The sequence below is a fragment of the Kitasatospora sp. NPDC058243 genome, assembly GCF_042882025.1.
In the GTDB taxonomy this organism is placed as follows: Bacteria; Actinomycetota; Actinomycetes; order Streptomycetales; family Streptomycetaceae; genus Kitasatospora.
The window spans coordinates 74,557-94,896 of record NZ_JBHVWW010000022.1 but is presented as its reverse complement, the minus strand read 5'-3'; the positions used below and the strand labels follow the sequence as shown (position 1 = coordinate 94,896).

16 protein-coding genes are annotated in these 20,340 nt (G+C 72.6%); 6 read left to right on the top strand and 10 right to left on the bottom strand.

Annotated elements, in window-relative coordinates; translation table 11 throughout:
• Nucleotides 1–117: 117 nt before the first annotated feature.
• The gene (locus ACFVX9_RS17250; protein WP_063346881.1) at nt 118–2,970 is read right to left on the bottom strand and encodes an RNA helicase; all 2,853 of its coding nucleotides are present in this window, start codon (nt 2,968–2,970) and stop codon (nt 118–120) included.
• 322 nt (nt 2,971–3,292) lie between these two features.
• Here ACFVX9_RS17250 and ACFVX9_RS17245 point away from each other — a divergent pair, with 322 nt between their 5' ends.
• The gene (locus ACFVX9_RS17245) at nt 3,293–3,667 is read left to right on the top strand and encodes a hypothetical protein (protein WP_063346882.1); all 375 of its coding nucleotides are present in this window, start codon (nt 3,293–3,295) and stop codon (nt 3,665–3,667) included.
• Between the two features lie 29 nt (nt 3,668–3,696).
• Entirely contained in the window at nt 3,697–4,089 is a 393-nt protein-coding gene (locus tag ACFVX9_RS17240; RefSeq protein WP_063346883.1) for a helix-turn-helix transcriptional regulator, read from the top strand.
• Between the two features lie 73 nt (nt 4,090–4,162).
• On the opposite strand, the gene ACFVX9_RS17235 is transcribed toward ACFVX9_RS17240, so the two are convergent.
• On the bottom strand, nt 4,163–5,335 hold the full coding sequence (locus ACFVX9_RS17235) for an aminotransferase class V-fold PLP-dependent enzyme (protein ID WP_387982293.1): 1,173 nt from the start codon (nt 5,333–5,335) through the stop codon (nt 4,163–4,165).
• Between the two features lie 82 nt (nt 5,336–5,417).
• Here ACFVX9_RS17235 and ACFVX9_RS17230 point away from each other — a divergent pair, with 82 nt between their 5' ends.
• The 3 genes from ACFVX9_RS17230 to soxR all read left to right on the top strand — a co-directional run bounded on the left by ACFVX9_RS17230 (nt 5,418) and on the right by soxR (nt 10,771).
• Nucleotides 5,418–7,508 (top strand): prolyl oligopeptidase family serine peptidase, encoded by a 2,091-nt coding sequence (locus ACFVX9_RS17230; protein WP_387982292.1) that lies wholly within the window; start codon nt 5,418–5,420, stop codon nt 7,506–7,508.
• 158 nt (nt 7,509–7,666) lie between these two features.
• Nucleotides 7,667–10,033 (top strand): immune inhibitor A domain-containing protein, encoded by a 2,367-nt coding sequence (locus tag ACFVX9_RS17225; protein WP_387982290.1) that lies wholly within the window; start codon nt 7,667–7,669, stop codon nt 10,031–10,033.
• Between the two features lie 255 nt (nt 10,034–10,288).
• A complete protein-coding gene (gene soxR / locus ACFVX9_RS17220) occupies nt 10,289–10,771 on the top strand; it encodes a redox-sensitive transcriptional activator SoxR (RefSeq protein WP_387982288.1) in 483 nt (160 codons plus the stop codon).
• Between the two features lie 290 nt (nt 10,772–11,061).
• Here the strand turns inward: soxR and ACFVX9_RS17215 are convergent, their stop codons facing one another.
• The 5 genes from ACFVX9_RS17215 to ACFVX9_RS17195 are packed head-to-tail and all read right to left on the bottom strand — an operon-like array spanning nt 11,062 to nt 16,776.
• Entirely contained in the window at nt 11,062–12,039 is a 978-nt protein-coding gene (locus ACFVX9_RS17215; protein ID WP_380345059.1) for an ABC transporter ATP-binding protein, read from the bottom strand.
• Nucleotides 12,036–13,034, bottom strand: coding sequence for an ABC transporter ATP-binding protein (locus tag ACFVX9_RS17210; protein WP_380376160.1), 999 nt, complete (start codon nt 13,032–13,034; stop codon nt 12,036–12,038). Before ACFVX9_RS17210 ends, ACFVX9_RS17215 begins: the two co-directional genes overlap by 4 nt.
• Entirely contained in the window at nt 13,034–14,020 is a 987-nt protein-coding gene (locus tag ACFVX9_RS17205; RefSeq protein ID WP_387982286.1) for an ABC transporter permease, read from the bottom strand. Before ACFVX9_RS17205 ends, ACFVX9_RS17210 begins: the two co-directional genes overlap by 1 nt.
• A 31-nt stretch (nt 14,021–14,051) precedes the next feature.
• Nucleotides 14,052–15,011 (bottom strand): ABC transporter permease, encoded by a 960-nt coding sequence (locus ACFVX9_RS17200; protein ID WP_063346889.1) that lies wholly within the window; start codon nt 15,009–15,011, stop codon nt 14,052–14,054.
• Nucleotides 15,012–15,024: 13 nt separating this feature from the next.
• Nucleotides 15,025–16,776 carry an ABC transporter substrate-binding protein gene (locus ACFVX9_RS17195; protein ID WP_387982285.1) on the bottom strand — a complete coding sequence of 584 codons (1,752 nt, stop codon included), beginning with the start codon at nt 16,774–16,776 and terminating at the stop codon, nt 15,025–15,027.
• A gap of 214 nt (nt 16,777–16,990) precedes the next feature.
• Here ACFVX9_RS17195 and ACFVX9_RS17190 point away from each other — a divergent pair, with 214 nt between their 5' ends.
• On the top strand, nt 16,991–18,457 hold the full coding sequence (locus ACFVX9_RS17190; RefSeq protein ID WP_380491683.1) for an aminopeptidase P family protein: 1,467 nt from the start codon (nt 16,991–16,993) through the stop codon (nt 18,455–18,457).
• Between the two features lie 22 nt (nt 18,458–18,479).
• On the opposite strand, the gene ACFVX9_RS17185 is transcribed toward ACFVX9_RS17190, so the two are convergent.
• From ACFVX9_RS17185 to ACFVX9_RS17175, 3 genes are all read right to left on the bottom strand, one after another.
• Nucleotides 18,480–18,809, bottom strand: coding sequence for an XRE family transcriptional regulator (locus ACFVX9_RS17185; RefSeq protein ID WP_371516288.1), 330 nt, complete (start codon nt 18,807–18,809; stop codon nt 18,480–18,482).
• Nucleotides 18,806–19,150 (bottom strand): type II toxin-antitoxin system RelE/ParE family toxin, encoded by a 345-nt coding sequence (locus tag ACFVX9_RS17180; RefSeq protein WP_363377945.1) that lies wholly within the window; start codon nt 19,148–19,150, stop codon nt 18,806–18,808. The genes ACFVX9_RS17185 and ACFVX9_RS17180 overlap by 4 nt, the downstream gene beginning before the upstream one ends.
• A 128-nt stretch (nt 19,151–19,278) precedes the next feature.
• Nucleotides 19,279–20,301 carry a nitronate monooxygenase gene (locus ACFVX9_RS17175; protein ID WP_387982282.1) on the bottom strand — a complete coding sequence of 341 codons (1,023 nt, stop codon included), beginning with the start codon at nt 20,299–20,301 and terminating at the stop codon, nt 19,279–19,281.
• Nucleotides 20,302–20,340 lie beyond the last annotated feature (39 nt).

Sequence of the window (20,340 nt, the reverse complement as noted above, 5' to 3'; positions counted from 1 at the left end):
AATTCCGGTGCCGCTCCGGCCCGCCGAAGCCGCACGGGGGTGGGGGGTAGGAAGCCGCCGGGTACGCCAGGGGCCCGCACGTTCGGGGTGAACGGGCGGGCCCCTGGCGTTCGGCGGTCAGCCCACCGAGGAGTAGGCGATGATGCCGCGGCGCAGGCCGTCGACGGCCTTGCGGGCCGTCCGGCGCAGTTCGGCGTCCTCGCCGGCCGCGTCCTGGATCTGGCCGAGGACGTCGATCAGTTGCTTGGTCCAGCGGACGAAGTCGCCGGCCGGCATGTCGGCGTCGCGCAACACCTGGTCCAGGCTGTGGCCGAGGGCCCAGCGGTGGGCGGCCCAGGCGAAGCCGAGGTCGGGCTCGCGCTGGCCGACGCCCTCGGCGGTGTTGATCCGGTGCTGCTCCTCCAGGGCGTCCAGGTGGCCCCAGATCCGGACCATCTGGCCGAGCGCCTCCTTGGCCCCGCCCTCCGGCACCCGGGGGGCGGTGGCGTCGTCGGACTGGCGCGCCTCGTAGACCAGCGCCGAGGCGCAGGCGGCGAGTTCGGCGGCGTCCAGGCCGCTCCAGACGCCTTCGCGGATGCACTCGGAGGCGAGCAGGTCGAGTTCGCCGTAGAGCCGGCCGAGGCGCTTGCCGTCGTCGGTGACGGTGTCGCCGCTCAGGTAGCCGAGGTCGGTGAGCAGCCCGCAGACGCGGTCGAAGGTGCGGGCGATGGTGTGGGTGCGGGAGCGCATCCGGCGTTCCAGCGCCTCGGTGTCGCGGTGCAGGCGGTGGTAGCGCTCGGCCCAGCGGGCGTGGTCCTCGCGCTCGTCGCAGCCGTGGCAGGGGTGCTGGCGCAGTTCGGTGCGCAGCCGAGTGATCTCCTGGTCGTCGGCGGCGGCCGCGCGGCCCCGGCGGAACCGCTCGGGTTCGAGGTGGCCGGCCTTGGTGCGCAGCGCGGAGGCGAGGTCCCGGCGGGACTGCGGGCTGCGCGGGTTGAAGGACTTGGGGATGCGCACCCGCTCGACGGCGGCGACCGGGTACGGGAAGTCGATCATGGCGAGCCGCTTGACCTGCCGCTCGGCGGTGAGCACCACCGGGCGGGGCCCGTCCTGGAAGTCGGGGTGGCGGCCGACCCGGCCGTTGCGGCTGACCGGCGGCAGGCCCGGGTCGAGGACCAGTGCGAGGCCGGCGAACTTGCCGGTGGGGACGTGGATGACGTCGCCCGGCTTGAGCTGCTCGATCGACTCGACGGCGGCCGCGCGGCGCTGGCCGCTGCCCTCGCGGGCGAGTTCGTTCTCCCGGTCCTTGAGTCGGCGGCGCAGGTCCATGTACGCGTCGAAGTCGCCGAGGTGGCAGGTCATCGACTCGCGGTAGCCCTCCAGCCCCTCTTCGTTGCGCTGGACCTGGCGGGCGATGCCGACCACCGAGCGGTCGGCCTGGAACTGGGCGAAGGAGGTTTCCAGCAGTTCGCGCGAGCGGTGCCGGCCGAACTGGGAGACCAGGTTGACGGCCATGTTGTAGGACGGCCGGAACGAGGACTTGAGCGGGTAGGTGCGGGTGCCGGCCAGGCCGGCCAGCGCCTCCGGGTCGAGGCCGCGCTGCCAGAGCACCACGGCGTGGCCCTCGACGTCGATGCCTCGGCGCCCGGCCCGGCCGGTGAGCTGGGTGTACTCGCCGGGGGTGATGTCGGCGTGGGTCTCGCCGTTCCACTTGACCAGCTTCTCCATGACCACCGAGCGGGCGGGCATGTTGATGCCGAGCGCCAGGGTCTCGGTCGCGAAGACGGCCTTGACCAGGCCCTTCACGAACAGCTCCTCGACCACCTCCTTGAACCGCGGCAGCATCCCGGCGTGGTGGGCGGCGATGCCGCGCTCCAGCCCGTCCAGCCACTCGAAGTAGCCGAGGACGTGCAGGTCCTCGTCGGGGATGTCGGCGCAGCGCTCCTCGACGAAGGCCCGGACGACGGCGCGGTCGGCGTCCTTGTTGAGCCGCAGGCCGGAGCTGAGGCACTGCTGGACGGCGGCCTCGCAGCCGGCCCGGCTGAAGATGAAGGTGATCGCGGGCAGCAGGCCCTCGGCGTCGAGCCGGTCGATGACGTCCACCCGGCCCGGCGTCCAGACCCGGCCGGGGCGCCCGTTGGGCATGCTGCGGCCCCGGCCGCGGCCGAACCGGTCGCGCGGGTTGCGGTCCAGCTCGGAGCGGGCGAGCCGGACCAGCTCGGGGTTGACGGCCTTGCCCGGGTTGCGCGGGCCGTCCTTGGGGCGGCCGTCCCGGTCGGGGTTGGCGAACAGGTCGTACATCCGGTTGCCGGCCATCACGTGCTGCCACAGCGGCACGGGCCTGGTCTCGGAGACGATCACCCGGGTGCCGCCGCGCACGGTGTCCAGCCAGTCGCCGAACTCCTCGGCGTTGGAGACGGTCGCGGAGAGCGAGACGAGGGTGACCGACTCGGGGAGGTGGATGATGACCTCCTCCCAGACGGCGCCGCGGAAGCGGTCGGCGAGGTAGTGCACCTCGTCCATGACGACGTAGCCGAGGCCGTCGAGGGTGCTGGAGCCCGCGTAGAGCATGTTGCGCAGCACCTCGGTGGTCATGACCACCACGGGGGCGTCGCCGTTGACGGTGTTGTCGCCGGTGAGCAGGCCGACCTTGGCGGCGCCGTAGCGCTTGACCAGGTCGCCGTACTTCTGGTTGGACAGCGCCTTGATGGGCGTGGTGTAGAAGCACTTGCGGCCGCCCAGGAGGGCCAGGTGCACGGCGAACTCGCCGACGATGGTCTTGCCCGAGCCGGTGGGCGCGGCGACCAGGACGCCCGAGCCGGCCTCCAGCGCCTCGCAGGCCTCCAGCTGGAAATCGTCCAGCGGGAAGTCGTACAGCTGCTGGAAGCCGTGGAGCGCGGTCGCCTGCTCCTTGGCCCGGCGGCGGCTGGCCGCGTACGCCTCGGCGGGGCTGAGCTCCTGGTCGTCGTGGGGCTGGGGCTCAGGGGTGTTCATCGCCGTCCGGGTGTGGTTGGTGTGATCTCGCATCTCAGCGAGAGGTTACCCGGCGGCACTGACATCGATAGCACCGTTTTTCCGTGCGACTTTCCGTACGGCTTCCGCACGGCTTCCATGGGACGGGATCGGCCGCAGGATCGGCCACTGGATCATTCCGGGATCGCTTCCCTCTCACATCCATAGTTGCAAACATCTTCAAGTGATCAGAGTCCGACCAGCTTCGGACGTCTCCGGTCATCCCCGGTGGACGGCCGCCGGTCTCCCTACCGTCGTTGCCACGGCGGAGCCACCGCCACCAACTCACGGGAGGACACCGACGATGGCGAACCTGGAGACGTCCCTCAAAGAGGCCATGGGGATCGACGGCGCGATCGGCGTCGCCCTGGTCGACTACGGCAGCGGCATGGCGCTCGGCAGCCTCGGCGACGGCGGCGAACTGGACCTCAACGTCGCCGCCGCCGGGAACACCGACGTGGTCCGCGCCAAGATGCGGGCGATGGAGATGCTCAACCTGCACGACAACGAGATCGAGGACATCCTGATCAGCCTCACCAACCAGTACCACCTGGTCCGACCGATCACCACGCCCACCGGGCGCGGCCTCTTCCTCTTCCTGGCGCTCAACCGCGGCCGCTCCAACCTCGCGATGGCCCGCCACCAGCTCAAGCGGATCGAACTCTCGCTGGAGATCTGAGCGGACCGACCCCAGGGAAGGGGGGACTCGTGGCGGTAGCGCTCTACCAGGCCAAGGCCGAGTTCTTCCGGATGCTCGGCCATCCCGTCCGGATCCGGGTGCTGGAACTGCTCCAGGCCGGACCGACGCCCGTCCGCGGGCTGCTCGCCGAGCTGGAGGTCGAACCCTCCAGCCTCTCCCAGCAGCTCGCGGTGCTGCGCCGGTCCGGCATCGTCACCGCCACCCGGGAGGGCAGCACGGTGGTGTACGCGCTGGCCGGCGGCGACGTCGCCGACCTGCTGCGAGCGGCCCGGCGGATCCTCACCGGGCTGCTCGCCGACCAGAACCTGCTGCTCGCCGAGCTGCGGGCCAGCTCCGAACGGGCCGGCTCCGAGCGAGCCGGATCCGACCGAGGCAGCTCCGAGCGGGCCGGCCCGGAGTAGCCGCGTGCGGACCGGGAACCGCCCGGAGCCGGCCCGGAATAACCGCGCGCGCAGGCCGGCCCCCGCGCGCCGGTCAGCCCTTCAGCAGGTCGGCCAGCCCGTCCGCCAGCCGCTCGTACTCCCGCGGCCGGTTGTACAGCTGCGCGCTGACCCGCAGCACCCCGCCGCCGGCCCACGGCCGGATCGCGATCCGGGTGCCGAGCCGCTGCCACACCTCGTCCCGCAGCGGTTTCACGTCCTGCTCCGCCTCGACGCACCCGGCCGGCAGCCGGACGGAGCGCATCCAGACCCCGGGCGTCGCGGGCAGCGGCGACAGGCCGGCCCGCTCGGCGAGCACCCGCTGGCCGTACCCGGCGAGTGCGGCGTTGTGCGCGGCCACCGCCTCGGGGCCGAGCTCGCGCAGCAGCTCGAAGCCGGCCGGGGCGGCGAGCCAGCCCGTGTAGTCGCAGGTGCCGCGCCATTCGACGTTCCACGGGAAGCCCCGGTCGTGCTCCCAGGAGAAGGTCAGCGGGCGCACCCGGTCCACCCACTCCGGGCGGACGGCGAGCACGCCGGTGCCGCGCGGGGCGAAGGCCCACTTGTGCAGGTTGCCGAACCAGAAGTCGGCGTTCGGGTCGGCCGGGGCGGGCAGCATGCCGGGGGCGTGGGCGCCGTCCACGACGGTGGTCACGCCGCGTTCGCGCAGGTCGGCGAGCAGGCCCGGGCCTGCGATCAGGCGGGCGGTGGGCGAGGTGATCTGGTCCAGCACCGCGACGGTGACGCGCTCGTCGACGGCGGCGAGCACCGCCTCCCGGACGGCCTGCTCGTCGGGGGTGTCCAGCGGCAGTTCGACCTCGACCACCTCGGCGCCGGTCTCGGCGGCCCGGCGCTCGGCGGCCCGGGTGACCACGCCGTAACCGTGGTCGGTGACCAGGATCCGGTCGCCGGGCGCGAACGGGATGGTGTCCAGGGCGATCGCGACCGCCTCGGTGACGTTGGAGACCAGGGCGAGCCGGTCCGGGTCGACGGCCAGGTCGGCGGCGATCCTGGTGCGCGCCGCGCCGACCCGGGCAGGCAGGTCGGCGAAGAAGCCGTCCGGGTCCAGCTCGTGTTCGGCGCGCAGCCGCTGCTGCGCGCGCTGCACGGGGACGGGCACCGCGCCGTACGAACCGTGGTTCAGGTGCGCCGCGTCCGGCGAGATGCCGAACAGCCCGTCGGCCGCGGGCAGCGGGGCCGGGGGTTCGACGGTCCACAGGTCCTCGATCACGGCATCCTCCCCATTGTGGTGTGTGACATTTCACATGACAGGGTACTGGTCGGGTGGCGCGCTCCGATACGACGATCGGGCCGTGACCATCACCGACCCCTTCCTGTCGCTCAGCGCCCGCACCGGCCGGTTCACCTTCGGTGCGCCGCGCGCGTTCACCCTCGCCGAGGACGGTACCCGGCTGCTGCTGCTCCGCTCGACCGGTTCCGAGGATCCGGTCGACCGCCTGCACCTGCTCGACGCCGCCACCGGCGAGGAACGACTGGTCGCCGACCCGGCCGTCCTCGCCCCCGGGCGCACCGGCCGCCGCGACGACCTGCCCACCGTCGAACGACGGCTGCGCGAACGCACCCGTCTGGTCGCCGCCGGCATCGGCACGTACGCGGCCACCGCCGACCTCGCGACCGCCGTCCTCGTCCTCGACGGCCGGCTGTTCCGGATCGACACCGCCACCGGCGCCGGCACCGAACTGCCCGTCGCCGGGCCCGCGTTCGACCCCCGGCCGGACGCCGCCGGCGAACGCGTCGCCTACGTCGCCGACGACGCCCTGTACGTCACCCCCGACCTCGAACCGCTCTCCCCCGCCGACGGCGCCCGCTGGGGCGTCGCCGAGTTCGCCGCCGCCGAGGAGCTCGGCCGCTCCCGCGGCCACTGGTGGCGCCCCGACGGCGGCGCGCTGCTGGCCGCCCGGGTGGACGAATCCGCCCTCCCCCGGCGCTACTTCGCCGACCCCGCCCACCCCGACGAGCCCGCCGAGGACTTCGCCTACCCGCAGGCCGGCGGCCCCAACGCGGACGTCCAGCTCTGGGTGCTCGGCCTCGACCGCAGCCGGGTACGGCTCCGCTGGGACGCCGCCGCGTTCCCGTACCTCTGCGCCGCCGCCTGGGCCTCCGACCAGGAGCTGCTGCTCACCGTCGCCGACCGGCTCCAGCAGCACGTCCTGCTGCTGACCGCCGACCCGGCCACCGGCGAGACCCGCGAACTCTCCCGCACCACCGACGAGTTCTGGGTCGACGACCTGCCCGGCACCCCCGCCCGGCTGGCCGACGGCCGACTGCTCACCGCCCACGACACCCCGCAGGCCCGCGGCCTCGCCCTGGACGGCAAGCCGCTGGACACCACCGGGCTCCAGATCCGCCGGGTGGTCGGGCACCTGGACGGCCGGCTGCTCTGCGAGACCGGCCAGGGCGACCCGGCCGACCAGTACGTCCACCTGATCGACCCGGACGGCGGCGCACCCGAACCCGTCACCACCGGCCCCGGCGTGCACTCCGCACTCGCCGCCGGCCGCACCCTGCTGCTCACCACCGCCGACGCCGACGGCATCCGGCGCCGACTGCTGCGCGACGGCTCGTTCGACGCCTCGCCCGACGGCCCCGCGCTGCCGCTCACCGACCTGAGCGCCGCCCTGCCCTACCAGGTGCGGCCACGGCTCGCCCGAGTCACCGAACTCGGCCTGCCCACCGCCGTGGTGTACCCGCGCAACCACGTCCCCGGCCGCCGGCTGCCGGTGCTACTGGACGTCTACGGCGGGCCCGGCTTCCAGGCCGTGGCGGCCGAGCCGCGCCGCTGGCAGCTCCGCCAGTGGTGGGCCGACCAGGGCTACGCCGTCGTCACCACCGACAACCGCGGCACCCCGTTCGTCTCGCCGGAGTTCACCCGGGCGATCTTCCGCCGCTTCTCCCAGGTGGCGCTGGACGACCAGGTGAACGCCCTGCGGGCGCTCGCCGGACAGCACCCCGACCTCGACCTCGACCGGGTCGGCGTGCGCGGCTGGTCGTACGGCGGGTACTTCGCGGCGCTCGCCGTGCTGCGCCGCCCGGACGTCTTCCACGCCGCCTGCGCGGGCGCCCCGCCCACCGACTTCCGGCACTACGACACCGCGTACACCGAGCGCTACCTCGCGCTGCCGCAGGACAACCCGGAGGGCTACGCCGACGACTGCCTGGTCACCGACGCGCCCGGGCTGACCAGGCCGCTGCTGCTGATCCACGGGCTGGCCGACGACAACGTCCACCCCTCGCACACCCTGCTGCTCTCCGAGGCGCTCACCAAGGCCGGCCGCCCGCACAGCGTGCTGCCGCTGCCGGGCGTCACCCACATGACCCCGGGCGGGGTGAACGAGCAGGTCACCCAGGCTGAACTCGCCTTCCTGCGGGCATCCTTGGGCTGATTCGCCGGATTCCGGACAGGGGCGTCGCACCGGTGGTGCGGCGCCCTTCGCCTTGCCCTCGCCTCTTCCACGTGACCCGTGACATGTGAAATATTACCTGCGCTTCACTGAACGATTACTCCACCCCCAAACCCCATCCCCCGGAAAGGACCGGTCAGTTGCGCAGACTGTCCGCCGCTCTTGCGGCCGCGCTCACCACGAGCGCGATAGCCGCCACCCTGCTGGGCACCCCCGCCCAGGCCGCTCCGGCCGCGACCGCCCCCACCACGATCGCCGCCGCCCCTGCGGAGCAGGGCGCCGAAGCCCCGCCCGCACCGCTCGCCCCCCAGGAGCGCGAGCGCCAGGCGCTCCGCACCAAGGCCCTGGAACAGCTCAACCAGGGCGCCGTCGCCAAGACCGCCGGCAAGCGGGCCCCCGCCAAGGTGAAGGTCGGCAACGACTACGTCCAACTGGCGCACCAGCGCACGGACAAGGTCTTCGTGATCCTCGCCCAGTTCGGCGACGAGGTCGACAACACCACCCAGTACAACGGCCAGCCCCGCTACGGCGGCACCCCCGGCCCGCGCCACGACCAGATCCCCAAGCCGGGCAAGGGCGACAACCACACGCTGTGGGAGCCGGACTTCGGCCGCGACTACTACCAGAAGATGTTCTTCGACGACACGCCCGGCACCGTGTCCATGCGCAACTACTACCGCACCCAGTCCTCCGGCCGCTACGACGTCCAGGGCACCGTCAGCGACTGGGTCACCGTCCCGTACAACGAGGCCCGCTACGGCAGCAACAAGGGCCCGCAGGGCTCCGGCGCCTGGACCCAGGGCCAGGAGTTCATCCGGGACGCCGTCAAGGCCTGGTACGACGGCGAGATCGCCAAGGGCCGCAGCGTGGCCGACATCAAGGCGCAGCTCGCCCAGTACGACGTCTACGACCGCTACGACCACACCAAGACCGGCGAGTTCAACCAGCCCGACGGCTACCTCGACAACGTCATCGTGGTGCACGCCGGCGTCGACGAGACCTGGGGCGGCGGCGCCCAGGGGGCCGACGCGCTGTGGGCGCACCGCAGTTGGACCTTCCCCGACGCGACCGGCCGGACCGGCCCGGAGGGCAACAAGATCGGCGGCGCGCCGGTCGGCGACACCGGCCTCTACGTCTACGACTACGTCCAGGCCGGCGAGAACAGCGGCGTCGGCCTGTTCGCCCACGAGTACGGCCACAACCTCGGCCTGCCCGACCTGTACAGCACCAACGGCGGCGACAACAGCGTCAACTTCTGGTCGCTGATGTCCTCCGGCTCCTACCTCGGCAAGGGGCCGAACACCACCGGCGGCTACCCCGGCGACCTCGACGCCTGGAGCAAGCTCCAGTTCGGCTGGCTCGACTACGACGAGGCGCAGGCCGCCACCCGCTCCAGCCACGCCCTCGGGGTGAGCGGCTACAACACCGACCAGGCCCAGGCGCTGCTCGTCCACCTGCCGGACAGCACCACCAGCACCGACCTCGCCGACCCGTACGAGGGCGCCAGGCAGTGGTGGAGCGACACCGGCGACAACCTCGACAACTCCCTCAGCCGGGACGTCGACCTGCGCACCGCCACCGGCCCGGCCGCCCTGGACGCCGCCGCCTGGTACGACACCGAGCAGGACTACGACTTCCTCACCGTCGAGGCCTCCACCGACCAGGGCAAGCACTGGACGGCCCTGGGCGGCACCGTCGACGGCGCGCCGATCGGCAACACCAGCGCAAACACTCCGGGGCTCAGCGGCAGTTCGGGCACCTACCGGAAGCTGCACCTCCCGCTGGACGGCTACCTCGGCCAGCAGGTCCGGCTGCGCTTCCACGCCACCTCCGACGGCAACACCCACGGCCGGGGCGTGCTCGTCGACGCCGTGAAGATCACCGCCGGCGGCACCGAGCTCTTCGCCGACGGCGCCGAGAACGGCGCCAACGGCTGGACCGCCACCGGCTTCACCGTCATCACCGGCCGCACCGCCGTCAAGCAGCACCCGCGCGCCTACCTCGCCGAGAACCGCCGCTACACCGGCTACGGCGCGTTCCTGAAGACCGGCCCGTACAACTTCGGGTACAGCGGCGTCGCGGGCAAGGCCGACGTCGTCGACACCTACCCGTACCAGGAGGGCGTCCTGCTCTGGCTGTGGGACACCGCGTACGGCGACAACAACACCAAGGACCACCCCGGCGGCGGGCTGATCCTGCCGATCGACGCCCACCCGGCGGCGGTCCGCTTCGCCGACGGCACCCTGGTCAACGGGCGGGCGCAGACCTACGACGCGCCGTTCTCGCTCAGGCCGACCACGGCGTTCACGCTGCACAAGGGCGGCGTCGCGGTGCGGATCCCGTCCGAGCCGGCCGTCCCGGTCTTCAACGACCACACCGGCACGTACACCGACCCGGCCCTCCCGCAGCTCGCGGTGAAGGTGCCGGACACCAACACCAGGATCGAGGTCGTCCGGGAGTCCCAGGGCGGGCGGATCACCACCGTCCGGGTCGGCCCGGCCTCGTAGGAACCCCCAGCGAAGGCCCCGGGCCCCCCGACGAAAAGGGGCCCGGGGCCGGCTCATGGGCCTCACCGCGCCCGGAGGACGGTTCACGCCGACCTCCGACGAGGCCGTTCGGCACCGACTCCAGTGGGTAACTGTCCTGCTCAGAAAGGGCAGTAACGCTCTGCGCAGCGACTGGTACGACCACGTCCGGTACGCTGGATCTTCAACAGGACTTGAAGTCAAGAAGTCAAGAAGTCAAGAAGTCGAGGAGCAGGCATGGACACCGCACCGGTCGACCTGCTGAGCGTCGGCGAGGTGGCCCGGCGGGCCGGGATCGCCACCTCGGCGGTGCGCTTCTACGAGGACCAGGGGCTGATCTCCTCCGAGCGGTCGCCGGGCAACCAGCGCCGCTACCGGCGGCACGTGCTGCGCCGGATCTCGCTCATCCTGGTCGCCAAACGGCTCGGCATCCCGCTCTCCGAGGTGGCCGAGGTGTTCACCGGGCTCCCCGAGGACCGGATGCCGGGCAAGCACGACTGGGACCGCATCTCGCGGCGCTGGGCCGAACAACTGCGCTCCCGGCGGGCCGAGTTGGAGCGGCTGGAGGAGGAGCTGACCGGCTGTATCGGCTGCGGCTGCGTGTCGCTGCGCCGCTGCCGGGTGCTCAACCCCGGGGACGAACTGGCCGCCGAGGGGCCCGGCCCGCGTCGGCTGCTGCCGGGCACGGCGAGCGAGGCGGGCGGGCCGTCCGGACCGTGAAAACGGCCGGGCCCTGAGAACGACCGAACCGTGAACACGGTCGGACCATGAGAACGGCCGGACCGTGAACACGGTGGAACCCGGTCGGACGCGGCCCTCGTGAGGTTCCCCGCCGCGCCCGACCGGGCGTCTGCGGCGAGGGATCGCGTCCCTCGCCCGTTGGGTGCCGTACCGCCCGGCGTGGGGGCAACTGGGCGGTACGGCGGCTCTGGTCAGCCGGCCTCAGCCGGCTCATGAAGGCCCTCGAAGGCCAGCGAAGGCCCCCGAAGGCCCGCGAAGGCCTCCGGGAATCAGGCCTCCGGGAAGTGGCAGGCCGCCTCCCGGCCGCCCGGCCCGGCGATCCGCAGCAGCGGACGGTCCGTGCGGCAGATCTCCTGCGCCTTGGGGCAACGCGGGTGGAAGGAACAGCCGGACGGCGGGTTCGCCGGGCTCGGCGGGTCACCGAGCAGCACGATCCGCTCCCGCGCACGTTCAGCCGCCGGGTCGGGCAGCGGAACGGCGGACAGCAGCGCCCTGGTGTACGGGTGCGCCGGGCTGCCGTACACCTCGGCCTTGTCGCCGATCTCGACGATCCGCCCGAGGTACATCACCGCCACCCGGTCGCAGACCCGCTTGACCACCGAGAGGTCGTGCGCGATGAACACGTACGCCAGGCCGAGCTCCTGCTGGAGCCGCTCCATCAGGTTGACCACCTGGGCCTGGATGGAGACGTCGAGCGCGGAGACCGGCTCGTCGGCGATGACCAGCTTCGGCGAGGTGGCGAGCGAGCGGGCGATGCCGATGCGCTGCGCCTGGCCGCCGGAGAACTCGTGCGGGTAGCGGTCGATCTGCTCGGGGATCAGCCCGACCAGTTCCATCAGCTCGCCGGCCCGCCGGCGCGCGTCGGCCGCGCCGAACCCCTGGAGCAGCAGCGGCTCGGAGATGATCCGGGCCACCGTCTGCCGGGGGTTGAGCGAGGAGTACGGGTCCTGGAAGACCATCTGCAGGTGCCGCCGGTGCGGTCGCAGCCGGGCCTGGGAGAGCCCGCCGATCTCGGTGCCGTCGAAGGTGACGGTGCCGGAGGTCGGGTCGAGCAGGCGGACGATCATCCGCCCGGTGGTGGACTTGCCGCAGCCGGATTCGCCGACCAGGCCGAGCGTCTCGCCCTTGCCGACGTCGAAGCTGACGCCGTCGACGGCGCGGACCGGGGCGCCGGGGCGGCCGGTGCGCCCGCGTCGACCGGGGAAGGTCTTCACCAAGTCCCTTACGGACAACAGGGTTTCGGTCATGGCCGGGCTCCTTCCGGCACCAGCGGCAGGTGGCAGGCGGCCTGGTGGCCGGGGGCGAGCGGGCCGAGCTCTGGTCGTTCGGCCAGGCAGCGGGCGTGTTCCTCGGCGGTGGCGGCGTCGGTGCGGGCGCAGCGCGGGGCGAAGGAGCAGCCGGGGGCGGGGGCGATCAGCGACGGCGGGCTGCCGGGGATGGCCCGCAGCGGGGCGTCGTCGGTGTCGTCCAGGCGCGGCAGCGAGTCCAGCAGGCCGCGGGTGTACGGGTGCCCGGGGGCGGCGAACAGCCGGTCCACCGAGGCCTGTTCGGCGGCCCGGCCGCCGTACATGACCAGCACCTCGTGGGCGACCCGGGCGACCACGCCGAGGTCGTGGGTGATCATGACGACGCCGAGGCCGCGCTCCTGCTGGATGCGGGCGATCAGGTCGAGGATCTGCGCCTGGACGGTGACGTCGAGGGCCGTGGTGGGTTCGTCGGCGATCAGCAGTTCGGGCTCGCAGGCGAGGGCCATGGCGATCATGACGCGCTGGCGCATGCCGCCGGAGAACTGGTGCGGGTACTCGTCGACCCGCCGGGCCGGCTCCGGGATGCCGACCTCGGCCAGCATTTCGAGCGCCCGCGCGCGGCCCGCCCTGCGGTTGGCCTTGAAGTGCACCCGGTAGTGCTCGGCGATCTGCTCGCCGACGGTGTAGAAGGGGTGCAGGCTGGACAGCGGGTCCTGGAAGATCATCGCGATCCGGCGGCCCCGGACGGCGCCCAACGCCCGTTCACCGAGCCCGTTGAGCTCCATCCCGTCGAGCCGGATCGAGCCGGTGACGGCGGCGCCGCGGTGCAGGCCCATGACGGCGAGCGAGGTGACGGACTTGCCGCTGCCGGACTCGCCGACCAGGCCGAGGGTCCGCCCGGCCTCGACGGCGAAGGAGATGCCGTCCACCGCCCGGACGACGCCCCGGGGCGTGTCGAAGGAGACCCTGAGGTCGTCGACCTCCAACAGAGTCATCAGTACCTCACTCTCGGGTCGACGTACGCGTAGAGCAGGTCGACCAGCAGGTTCGCGGCGACGATGAAGGAGGCCGCGAGCAGGGTGACGCCGAGGATGACGGGCTGGTCGGAGCGGACCAGCGCGTCGTAGAACAGCCGCCCGACGCCGGGCAGGCCGAAGATGGACTCGGTGATGACGGCGCCGGCCAGCAGGCCGCCGAGGTCCATGCCGAAGATGGTGAGGATCGGCGTCATCCCGGAGCGCAGCCCGTGCTTGACGGCGACGGTGGCGGGCGGCAGGCCCTTGGCCCGGGCGGTGCGGATGTACGGCTCGGCCATCGCCTCGATCATCGAGTTGCGGCTCTGCCGGGCGTACATGGCCGCGTACAGCAGGGCCAGGGCGATCCACGGCAGCAGCAGGTTGGAGGCCCAGGCGACCGGGTCGTCGGTGAACGCGTGGTACGCGGGGTACGGCAGCAGGCCGGCCGTCCGGACGACGCCCCAGATCAGCATGATCGAGGTGAAGTAGACCGGCAGCGACGCGGCGCCGACCGACGCCACCATCAGCGTCCGGTCGGTGAGCCCGCCCTTGCGCAGCGCCGAGGTGACGCCGGCGCCCAGGCCGAGGACCAGCCAGAGCACGGCCGCGCCGATGGCGAGCGAGACGGAGACCGGCAGGCGGTCGGTGAGCAGGTCCCAGACCGGCAGCGAGTACTCGTAGGAGTAGCCGAGGCAGGGGAAGCCGCAGTGGGTGGCGCTGGCGCCGCTGCCGTAGTCGCGCCCGGCGAAGATACCGGTGAGGTAGGTGGCGAACTGCTCCCAGACCGGCTTGTCCAGGCCCATCGCCGCCTTGACCTCGGCGACCCGGTCGGGGCTGCAGGTCTTGCCGCAGGCGGCCACCGCCGGGTCGGAGGGCAGCAGGTAGAAGATGGTGAAGGTGATCGCGCAGACGGCCAGCAGGATGCCGGCCGCGGCGAGCAGTCGGCGCCCGAGGTAGAGGATCACGGCCGGCCTCCTCGGGGGTCGGGGGAGAGGATCACGACCGGCCTCCTCGGGGGTCGAGGATGTCGCGCAGCGCGTCGCCGAGCAGGGTGAAGGCGAGCACGGCGAGGAACAGGAAGACCGTCGGGATCAGGAAGTACGTCGGGTCGGTCTCGTAGTGGACGATGCTCTCGGCGATCATCTGACCCCAGGACGGGGTCGGCGGGCGCACGCCCACGCCGAGGTAGCTGAGCGCGGCCTCGGTGGCGATCATGCCGGGGACGAGCAGCGTGGTGTAGGCGATGATCGGCCCGGAGACGTTCGGCAGGATCTCCCGGGTGAGGATCCGCCAGGAGCGGGCGCCGCCGACCTTGGCCGCGTCGACGTACTCGCGGTGCTTGAGCGAGAGGGTCTGGCCGCGGACCACGCGGGCGATGCCGGGCCAGCCGAACAGGCCGATCACCAGGGTCATCAGCAGGATCCGGTTGACGTCCTTGGCCACCGACATCATCGAGATCATGAAGATCAGGGACGGGAAGGACATGGTGAGGTCCATCAGCCGGGAGAGCACGGCGTCGGTGCGGCCGCCGAAGTAGCCGGCGGCGATGCCGGTCAGGGTGCCGGCGACCACGACCAGCACGGTGGCGGTGAACGCGATCAGCAGCGAGGTCTGGCCGCCGTGCAGGACCCGGGCGAACAGGTCGCGCCCGGTCGCGGGTTCGACGCCCAGCCAGTGCCGGGTGCCGATCCCGCCGAAGTCGCCGATCGGCAGGCCGCCGAGGTAGGGGTCGATCGCGCGTTTGTCGAACTCGTCGGGGGTCCAGCCGCCGAGCGCGCTCAGCGGTCCGGCCAGGGCGGTCAGCAGGACCAGGAGGGCGACCGTGACCAGGCCGAAGCGGGCCGAGCCCCTGGCCCACAGCTGGTCCCAGACCAGCCGCCACGGCCCGCGGCCGGCGGCCTTCGCGGGGCCCGCCGCCGCGACCGGCGCGGCGGCGGGCTCAGTGCGTGTGCTCATCGCGGACGGCCCCTCAGCCCTTGCTCTTCGAGGGGTCCTTGAGGCCGATGGTGGCGAAGTCCCACTGGCCGGTCCAGACCGGGTGGCCGAAGGCGCCGGCCACGTTGGTGCCGGCCAGCAGCGGGCGGCGCAGCCAGAGCAGCGGCACGGTGGGCGCCTTCTTCAGCAGGTCGTCGCTGAGCTGCATCCAGGCCTTGTCGGCCTCGGCGACGTCGCTCATCGCGTTGATCTGGTCGATCCGGTCCGAGGTGGCCTGGTCGCGGAACTGCTCGACGTTGCCCTGGTTGCCCTTCTCCTTGATGGTGCGGCCGTCGAAGACCTGGGGCAGGAAGGTGGCACCCGACGGGTAGTCCGGGCACCAGCCGAGGATGGCGAGGTCGGGCGCGTTCTTGGTGTCGCCGATGGTGTCGTAGTAGACCGACGGGTCGGCGGTGGTGATGGTGACCTGGATGCCGACCTTGGCCAGCGACTGCTGGAGCGCCTCGGCCCGGGTCTTGTCACCGGAGGAGACGGTCAGCGAGACCTTGAGGTCGGTCTTGCCGGCGTCCTTGAGCAGTTGCTTGGCCTTCTCCGGGTCGCCGGTCGGGGCGATCTTCAGGGTGTCCTGCTTGGTGCCGCCGGTCAGCGCGGGCGGCAGGTAGGAGGTGGCCACGTCGGCCGTCGCCGGGCCGCCGAACGCCGTGACCTGGGCGTCCCGGTCCACCGCGTACATCAGGGCCTCGCGCACCTTGGGGTCGTCGAACGGCGCCTTGGAGGTGTTGGGGTAGAGCATGTCGGTGCAGCCCTGCTGCTCGGCGATCAGCCGGCTTTTCACGTCCGGCTTCGGCAGCACCTTGGAGATGGACTCCGGGCGCAGCGTCGCCCACTCGATCGTGGAGGCGTCCTCGCCCTCGCTCGCGATGATCCGGTCGTCGATCTGACCGGCCTTGAGCCCCTCGACGACGACGATCCTGTCCGGGTAGGCCTTGCGGACGGGGTCGGTGGACTGGTCCCAGTTGGTGTTGCGGACCAGCGTCAGCTGCTTGCCGCGGTCGTAGGTCTCGATCTTGTACGGGCCGGAGGAGAACGGGCGCAGGTCGTACTGGGTGCCCTTGTCCTGGGCTTGCGGCACCGGGGCGAAGGTCGGCAGCGTCGCGGTGGAGGAGAACTCGGCGACCGGGCGCTTCAGGTGGAAGACGACGGTCTTCTCGTCCGGGGTCTCGATGCTGGCCAGGTGCTCGCCGTTCAGCGGGCCCTTGTAGTTCTCGCCGCCGGCCAGGTACTGCTGGGCGTAGTCGGGGCCGCCGGTGAGGTCCGGGGCGAAGGAGCGCTCGACGTTGTACTTGACGTCGGCGGACTTGATCGGCGTCCCGTCCTCGTACTTGACGCCGTCCTTGAGGGTGAAGGTCCAGGTCTTCCCGCCGTCGGAGGAGCGGCCGAGGTCGGTGGCGAGGTCGGGGACGAGCTCGCTGCCGGCGGCGCCCGGCTCGGCCTTGAAGGTGACCAGGGTGCGGTAGAGCAGCCGGATGCCGAAGTCCATGTTCGGCATGGTCCAGTTGCGGGCCGGGTCGAGGTGGGCGAAGTCCTGGTTGGACAGGACGGTGAGGGTGCCGCCCTTGACCGGGGTGCCGCCGACGATCGAACCGGACGCCGCCCCCGGGCCCTTGGTGCTGCCCGCCGCCGCGTCGGCGCCGCTGTCGCTCTTGTCGTTCTTGCAGGCCCCGAGGCCGAGGGTGAGGGTCGCCGCGAGGGCCGCCGCGAGGGCGGCGTGGGTGCGCCTGGTCATGTGCAACTCCGCTGTGGGGGGCCTGCCGTGAAGCCCGTGGTCCGCCCCGGGAGGTGATCCGGGACCCGACCGGGAGGCGACCTTCGAGGTCTGGCCGCTCCGCGGTGTGACCCGTAACATAGTAATGTGAAATTGCACTGCACAAGAGGTGACGCCTCCCGTTACCGAGCTGTGTCCGGGCCACACCACCCCCGCCCCTCCTAGGAGTTCACCGGTGACCCACCGCCAGACCGGCCTCAACACCGGGAGCCACGACCTCCCCGTCTCCCCCGCCCTCGACGCCTTCATGGGCACCCGCTGGGCCGCCACCCCCCTCCCCGCCGACCAGCGCGCCCCCGGCCACGACCGCCTCCCCGGCCGCCACGCCCGCCTCTCCGCCGCCTTCCCCGGCGAACGGCTGATCGTCCCCGCCGGCCGGCTCAAGGTCCGCTGCAACGACCTCGACCACCGCTTCCGCCCGCACAGCGCCTACGCCTGGCTCACCGGCCTCACCGGCGAGGACCAGGCCGACCACGTCCTCGTCCTCGAACCGACCGGCCCCCACGGCCACGAGCCGGTCCTGTACCTGCGCCCCCGCTCCCCCCGCGGGGGGCACGCCAACGGCGCCGAGTTCTACCGCGACCGCCGCTACGGCGAGTTCTGGGTCGGCCGCCGCCCCGACCTCGCCGAAGCCGCCGCGCTCACCGGACTGCGCACCGAACACCTCGACGACCTCGACAAACTCCTCACCGGCCCCCAGCCGCCCACCCGCGTCCTCGCCGGCACCGACCCCCTCGTCGACGAAAGCACCGGACGCCCCGGCGCCCACACCGCACGGGACGGCGAACTCGACGCCGTCCTCGCCGAGTTGCGCCTGGTCAAGGACACCTGGGAGATCGACCAGCTACAACTCGCCGTCGACCACACCGTCACCGGCTTCCAGGACGTCGTCCGCGCCCTGCCCACCGCCCTGCGCCACCCCCGCGGCGAACGCTGGATCGAGGGCGTCTTCGACCTGCGCGCCCGCGCCGAGGGCAACGGCACCAGCTACACCACCATCGCCGCCTCCGGCGCCCACGCCTGCGTCCTGCACTGGATCCGCAACGACGGCGCCCTCGACCCGAACTCCCTGCTCCTGCTGGACGCCGGCGTCGAAACCGACACCCTCTACGCCGCCGACATCACCCGCACCCTCCCGCTCAGCGGCACCTTCACCCCCGTCCAACGGCAGGCCTACGACCTCGTCCTCGCCGCCCAGAGCGCCGGCATCGCCGCGCTACGACCCGGCGCCCGCTTCCGCGACTTCCACAACGCCGCCATGCGGGTCATCGCCGAAGGCCTCGCCGACTGGGGCGTCCTGCGCATCCCCGCCGAACAGTCCCTCGCCGAGGACAACGGCCTCCACCGCCGCTACACCCTCTGCGGCAGCGGCCACATGCTCGGCCTCGACTACCACGACTGCGCCAGGGCCCGCGCCGACCGCTACCTCGACGGCACCCTGGAGGCCGGCATGGTCCTCACCGTCGAACCCGGCCTCTACCTCCAGCCCGACGACGAAACCCTCCCCCTCGAACTCCGCGGCCTCGGCATCCGCATCGAGGACGACCTCGTCATCACCCCCGACGGCGCCCACCTCATGTCCCACGCCCTCCCCCGCACCGCCCCCGCCATCGAATCCTGGATGGCGAGCCTGCTGGATTGAACCGTGCGAACCGGGCGGACGATCAAGCCACCTTGATCGTCCGCTCCCCCTGCCGAACGGCCACCTCGACCTCCCCGCCGATCGCGGCGGCGTACGCCCTCAGGTTGTCCAGGCTGTCCACCTGCCCGTGCTCGATCTGCGACACCCGCGCCTGGCTCACGCCCATCAGCGCGGCCACCTCCTTCTGCGTCAGCCCGGCCCCCTTCCGCAGCTCAGCCAGCTCGTACCCACGGATCCGCGCCAGCGTCTCCTGCCGGATCCGCGCCCGCTCAGCCTCCGCCTCCGGCGTCGCCAACGCGGGGTTGAGACGCTGCGCCTCGGCCCACACCTCGGTCCAACTACGGCCTTTCATGCGCGCGCTCCCTCGTCCTTCTCGTTGACGTACTGCTCATAGCGGGCCTCTGCCAGCGGGATGTTGACGTCGTACCACCGGGACCACTCCCCGTTCTTGTCGCCGGCGACCAGGATGATCGCCTCCCGCTCGGTGTCGAAGACGAAGAGCATCCGAATCTCGGACTGCCCGGCCGAGCCGGGCCTGAGTTCCTTGAGGTTGTGCAGTTTGCTCCCCTGGATCCTGTCGACCATCGGGCGCCTGAGCAGCGGCCCTCTCCGGGCGAGCAGCGTGACCGCGTCAGCAATCTGGTTGGCGGTGTCCGGATCCTTGACGCAGATGTCCAGGAACCAGTCGTTCACCGGACCAACTAGTGTGATCTCCCACATGGGGCAAAATTAAGTTGTCCCTTATACGTTACCGCGCGCTTTCCGACCTAATCCACCCCTGCGAGGGACAACACGCCCCGACCTCGCGCGCGCCGGGCGCACTACCCCCGCGCGGACCGCCACAGCTCCGCGATCAGGTCCGCCGCCGGGCCCGTGCGGGTCTTCCGGTGGGCGGTGCCGGCCCAGAGGTGCATGGACTGGAGGTCAGCGCGGCGGGTCGCGGCGGCGCGCAGCGGCTGGGTGAGGTGGTGCACCTCGGGGTAGGCGGGCGGGGCGTACGGGCCGTGGCGGTCGATGAAGGCGTTGCGCAGACCGCGGGCCGGGCGGCCGGTGAAGGCCCGGGTGACGGCCGTCTCCGGGAGTTCGGTGAGCGCCGCCCGGTGCGCGGCCGAGGTCCCGGACTCGTCGGCGCGCAGCAGGGCCGTCCCGAGCTGCACCGCCGCCGCCCCGGCCCGCAGCGCCGCCGCCACCGCCGGTCCGTCGCCCAGCCCGCCGGCCGCGATCAGCGGCAGCGCCGTCACCGCCCGGACGGCGGGCAGCAGCTCCAGCAGCGGGGCGTCGCCGGGCTCGTCCCCGATCCGGTGGGTGGCGCGGTGCCCGCCGGCCTCCGGGCCCTGCACGCACAGCGCGTCCATCCCGACCGCCTCCGCCGCCCGCGCCTCCGCGGGCGTGGTGACGGTGCCGACCTGGAACGACCCGGCCGCGCGGACCGCCGCCGCCTCCTGCGGCGTCGGCAGGCCGAAGGTGTACGAGACCACCGGGACCGGGTCCGCCAGCAGCACGGCGAGCTTGGCCTCCCAGTCGTCCCGGTCCGGCCCGATCTCCTCGGGCAGCACCACGCCCCACCGCTCGGCCTCGGGCCGCAGCCGCTCCCGGTAGGTGGCGACGGCCGCCGGATCGCCGGGCGGGGCCGGGACGAACAGGTTCACGCCGAACGGCCCACCGGTCAACTCCCTGACCAGCGCGACCTGTTCGGCCATCGCGGCGGCGCTCCGGTACCCGGCGGCGAGGAACCCCAGCCCGCCGGCCCGGTTCACCGCCGCCACCAGTTCCGGGGTGGACGCCCCGCCCGCCATCGGCGCGCCGATCACCGGCACGGAAAGTTCATCGAGACGGACGGCCATCGGGGTCCTCCACTCCGGGATACGGTTCGGACCCGGCCC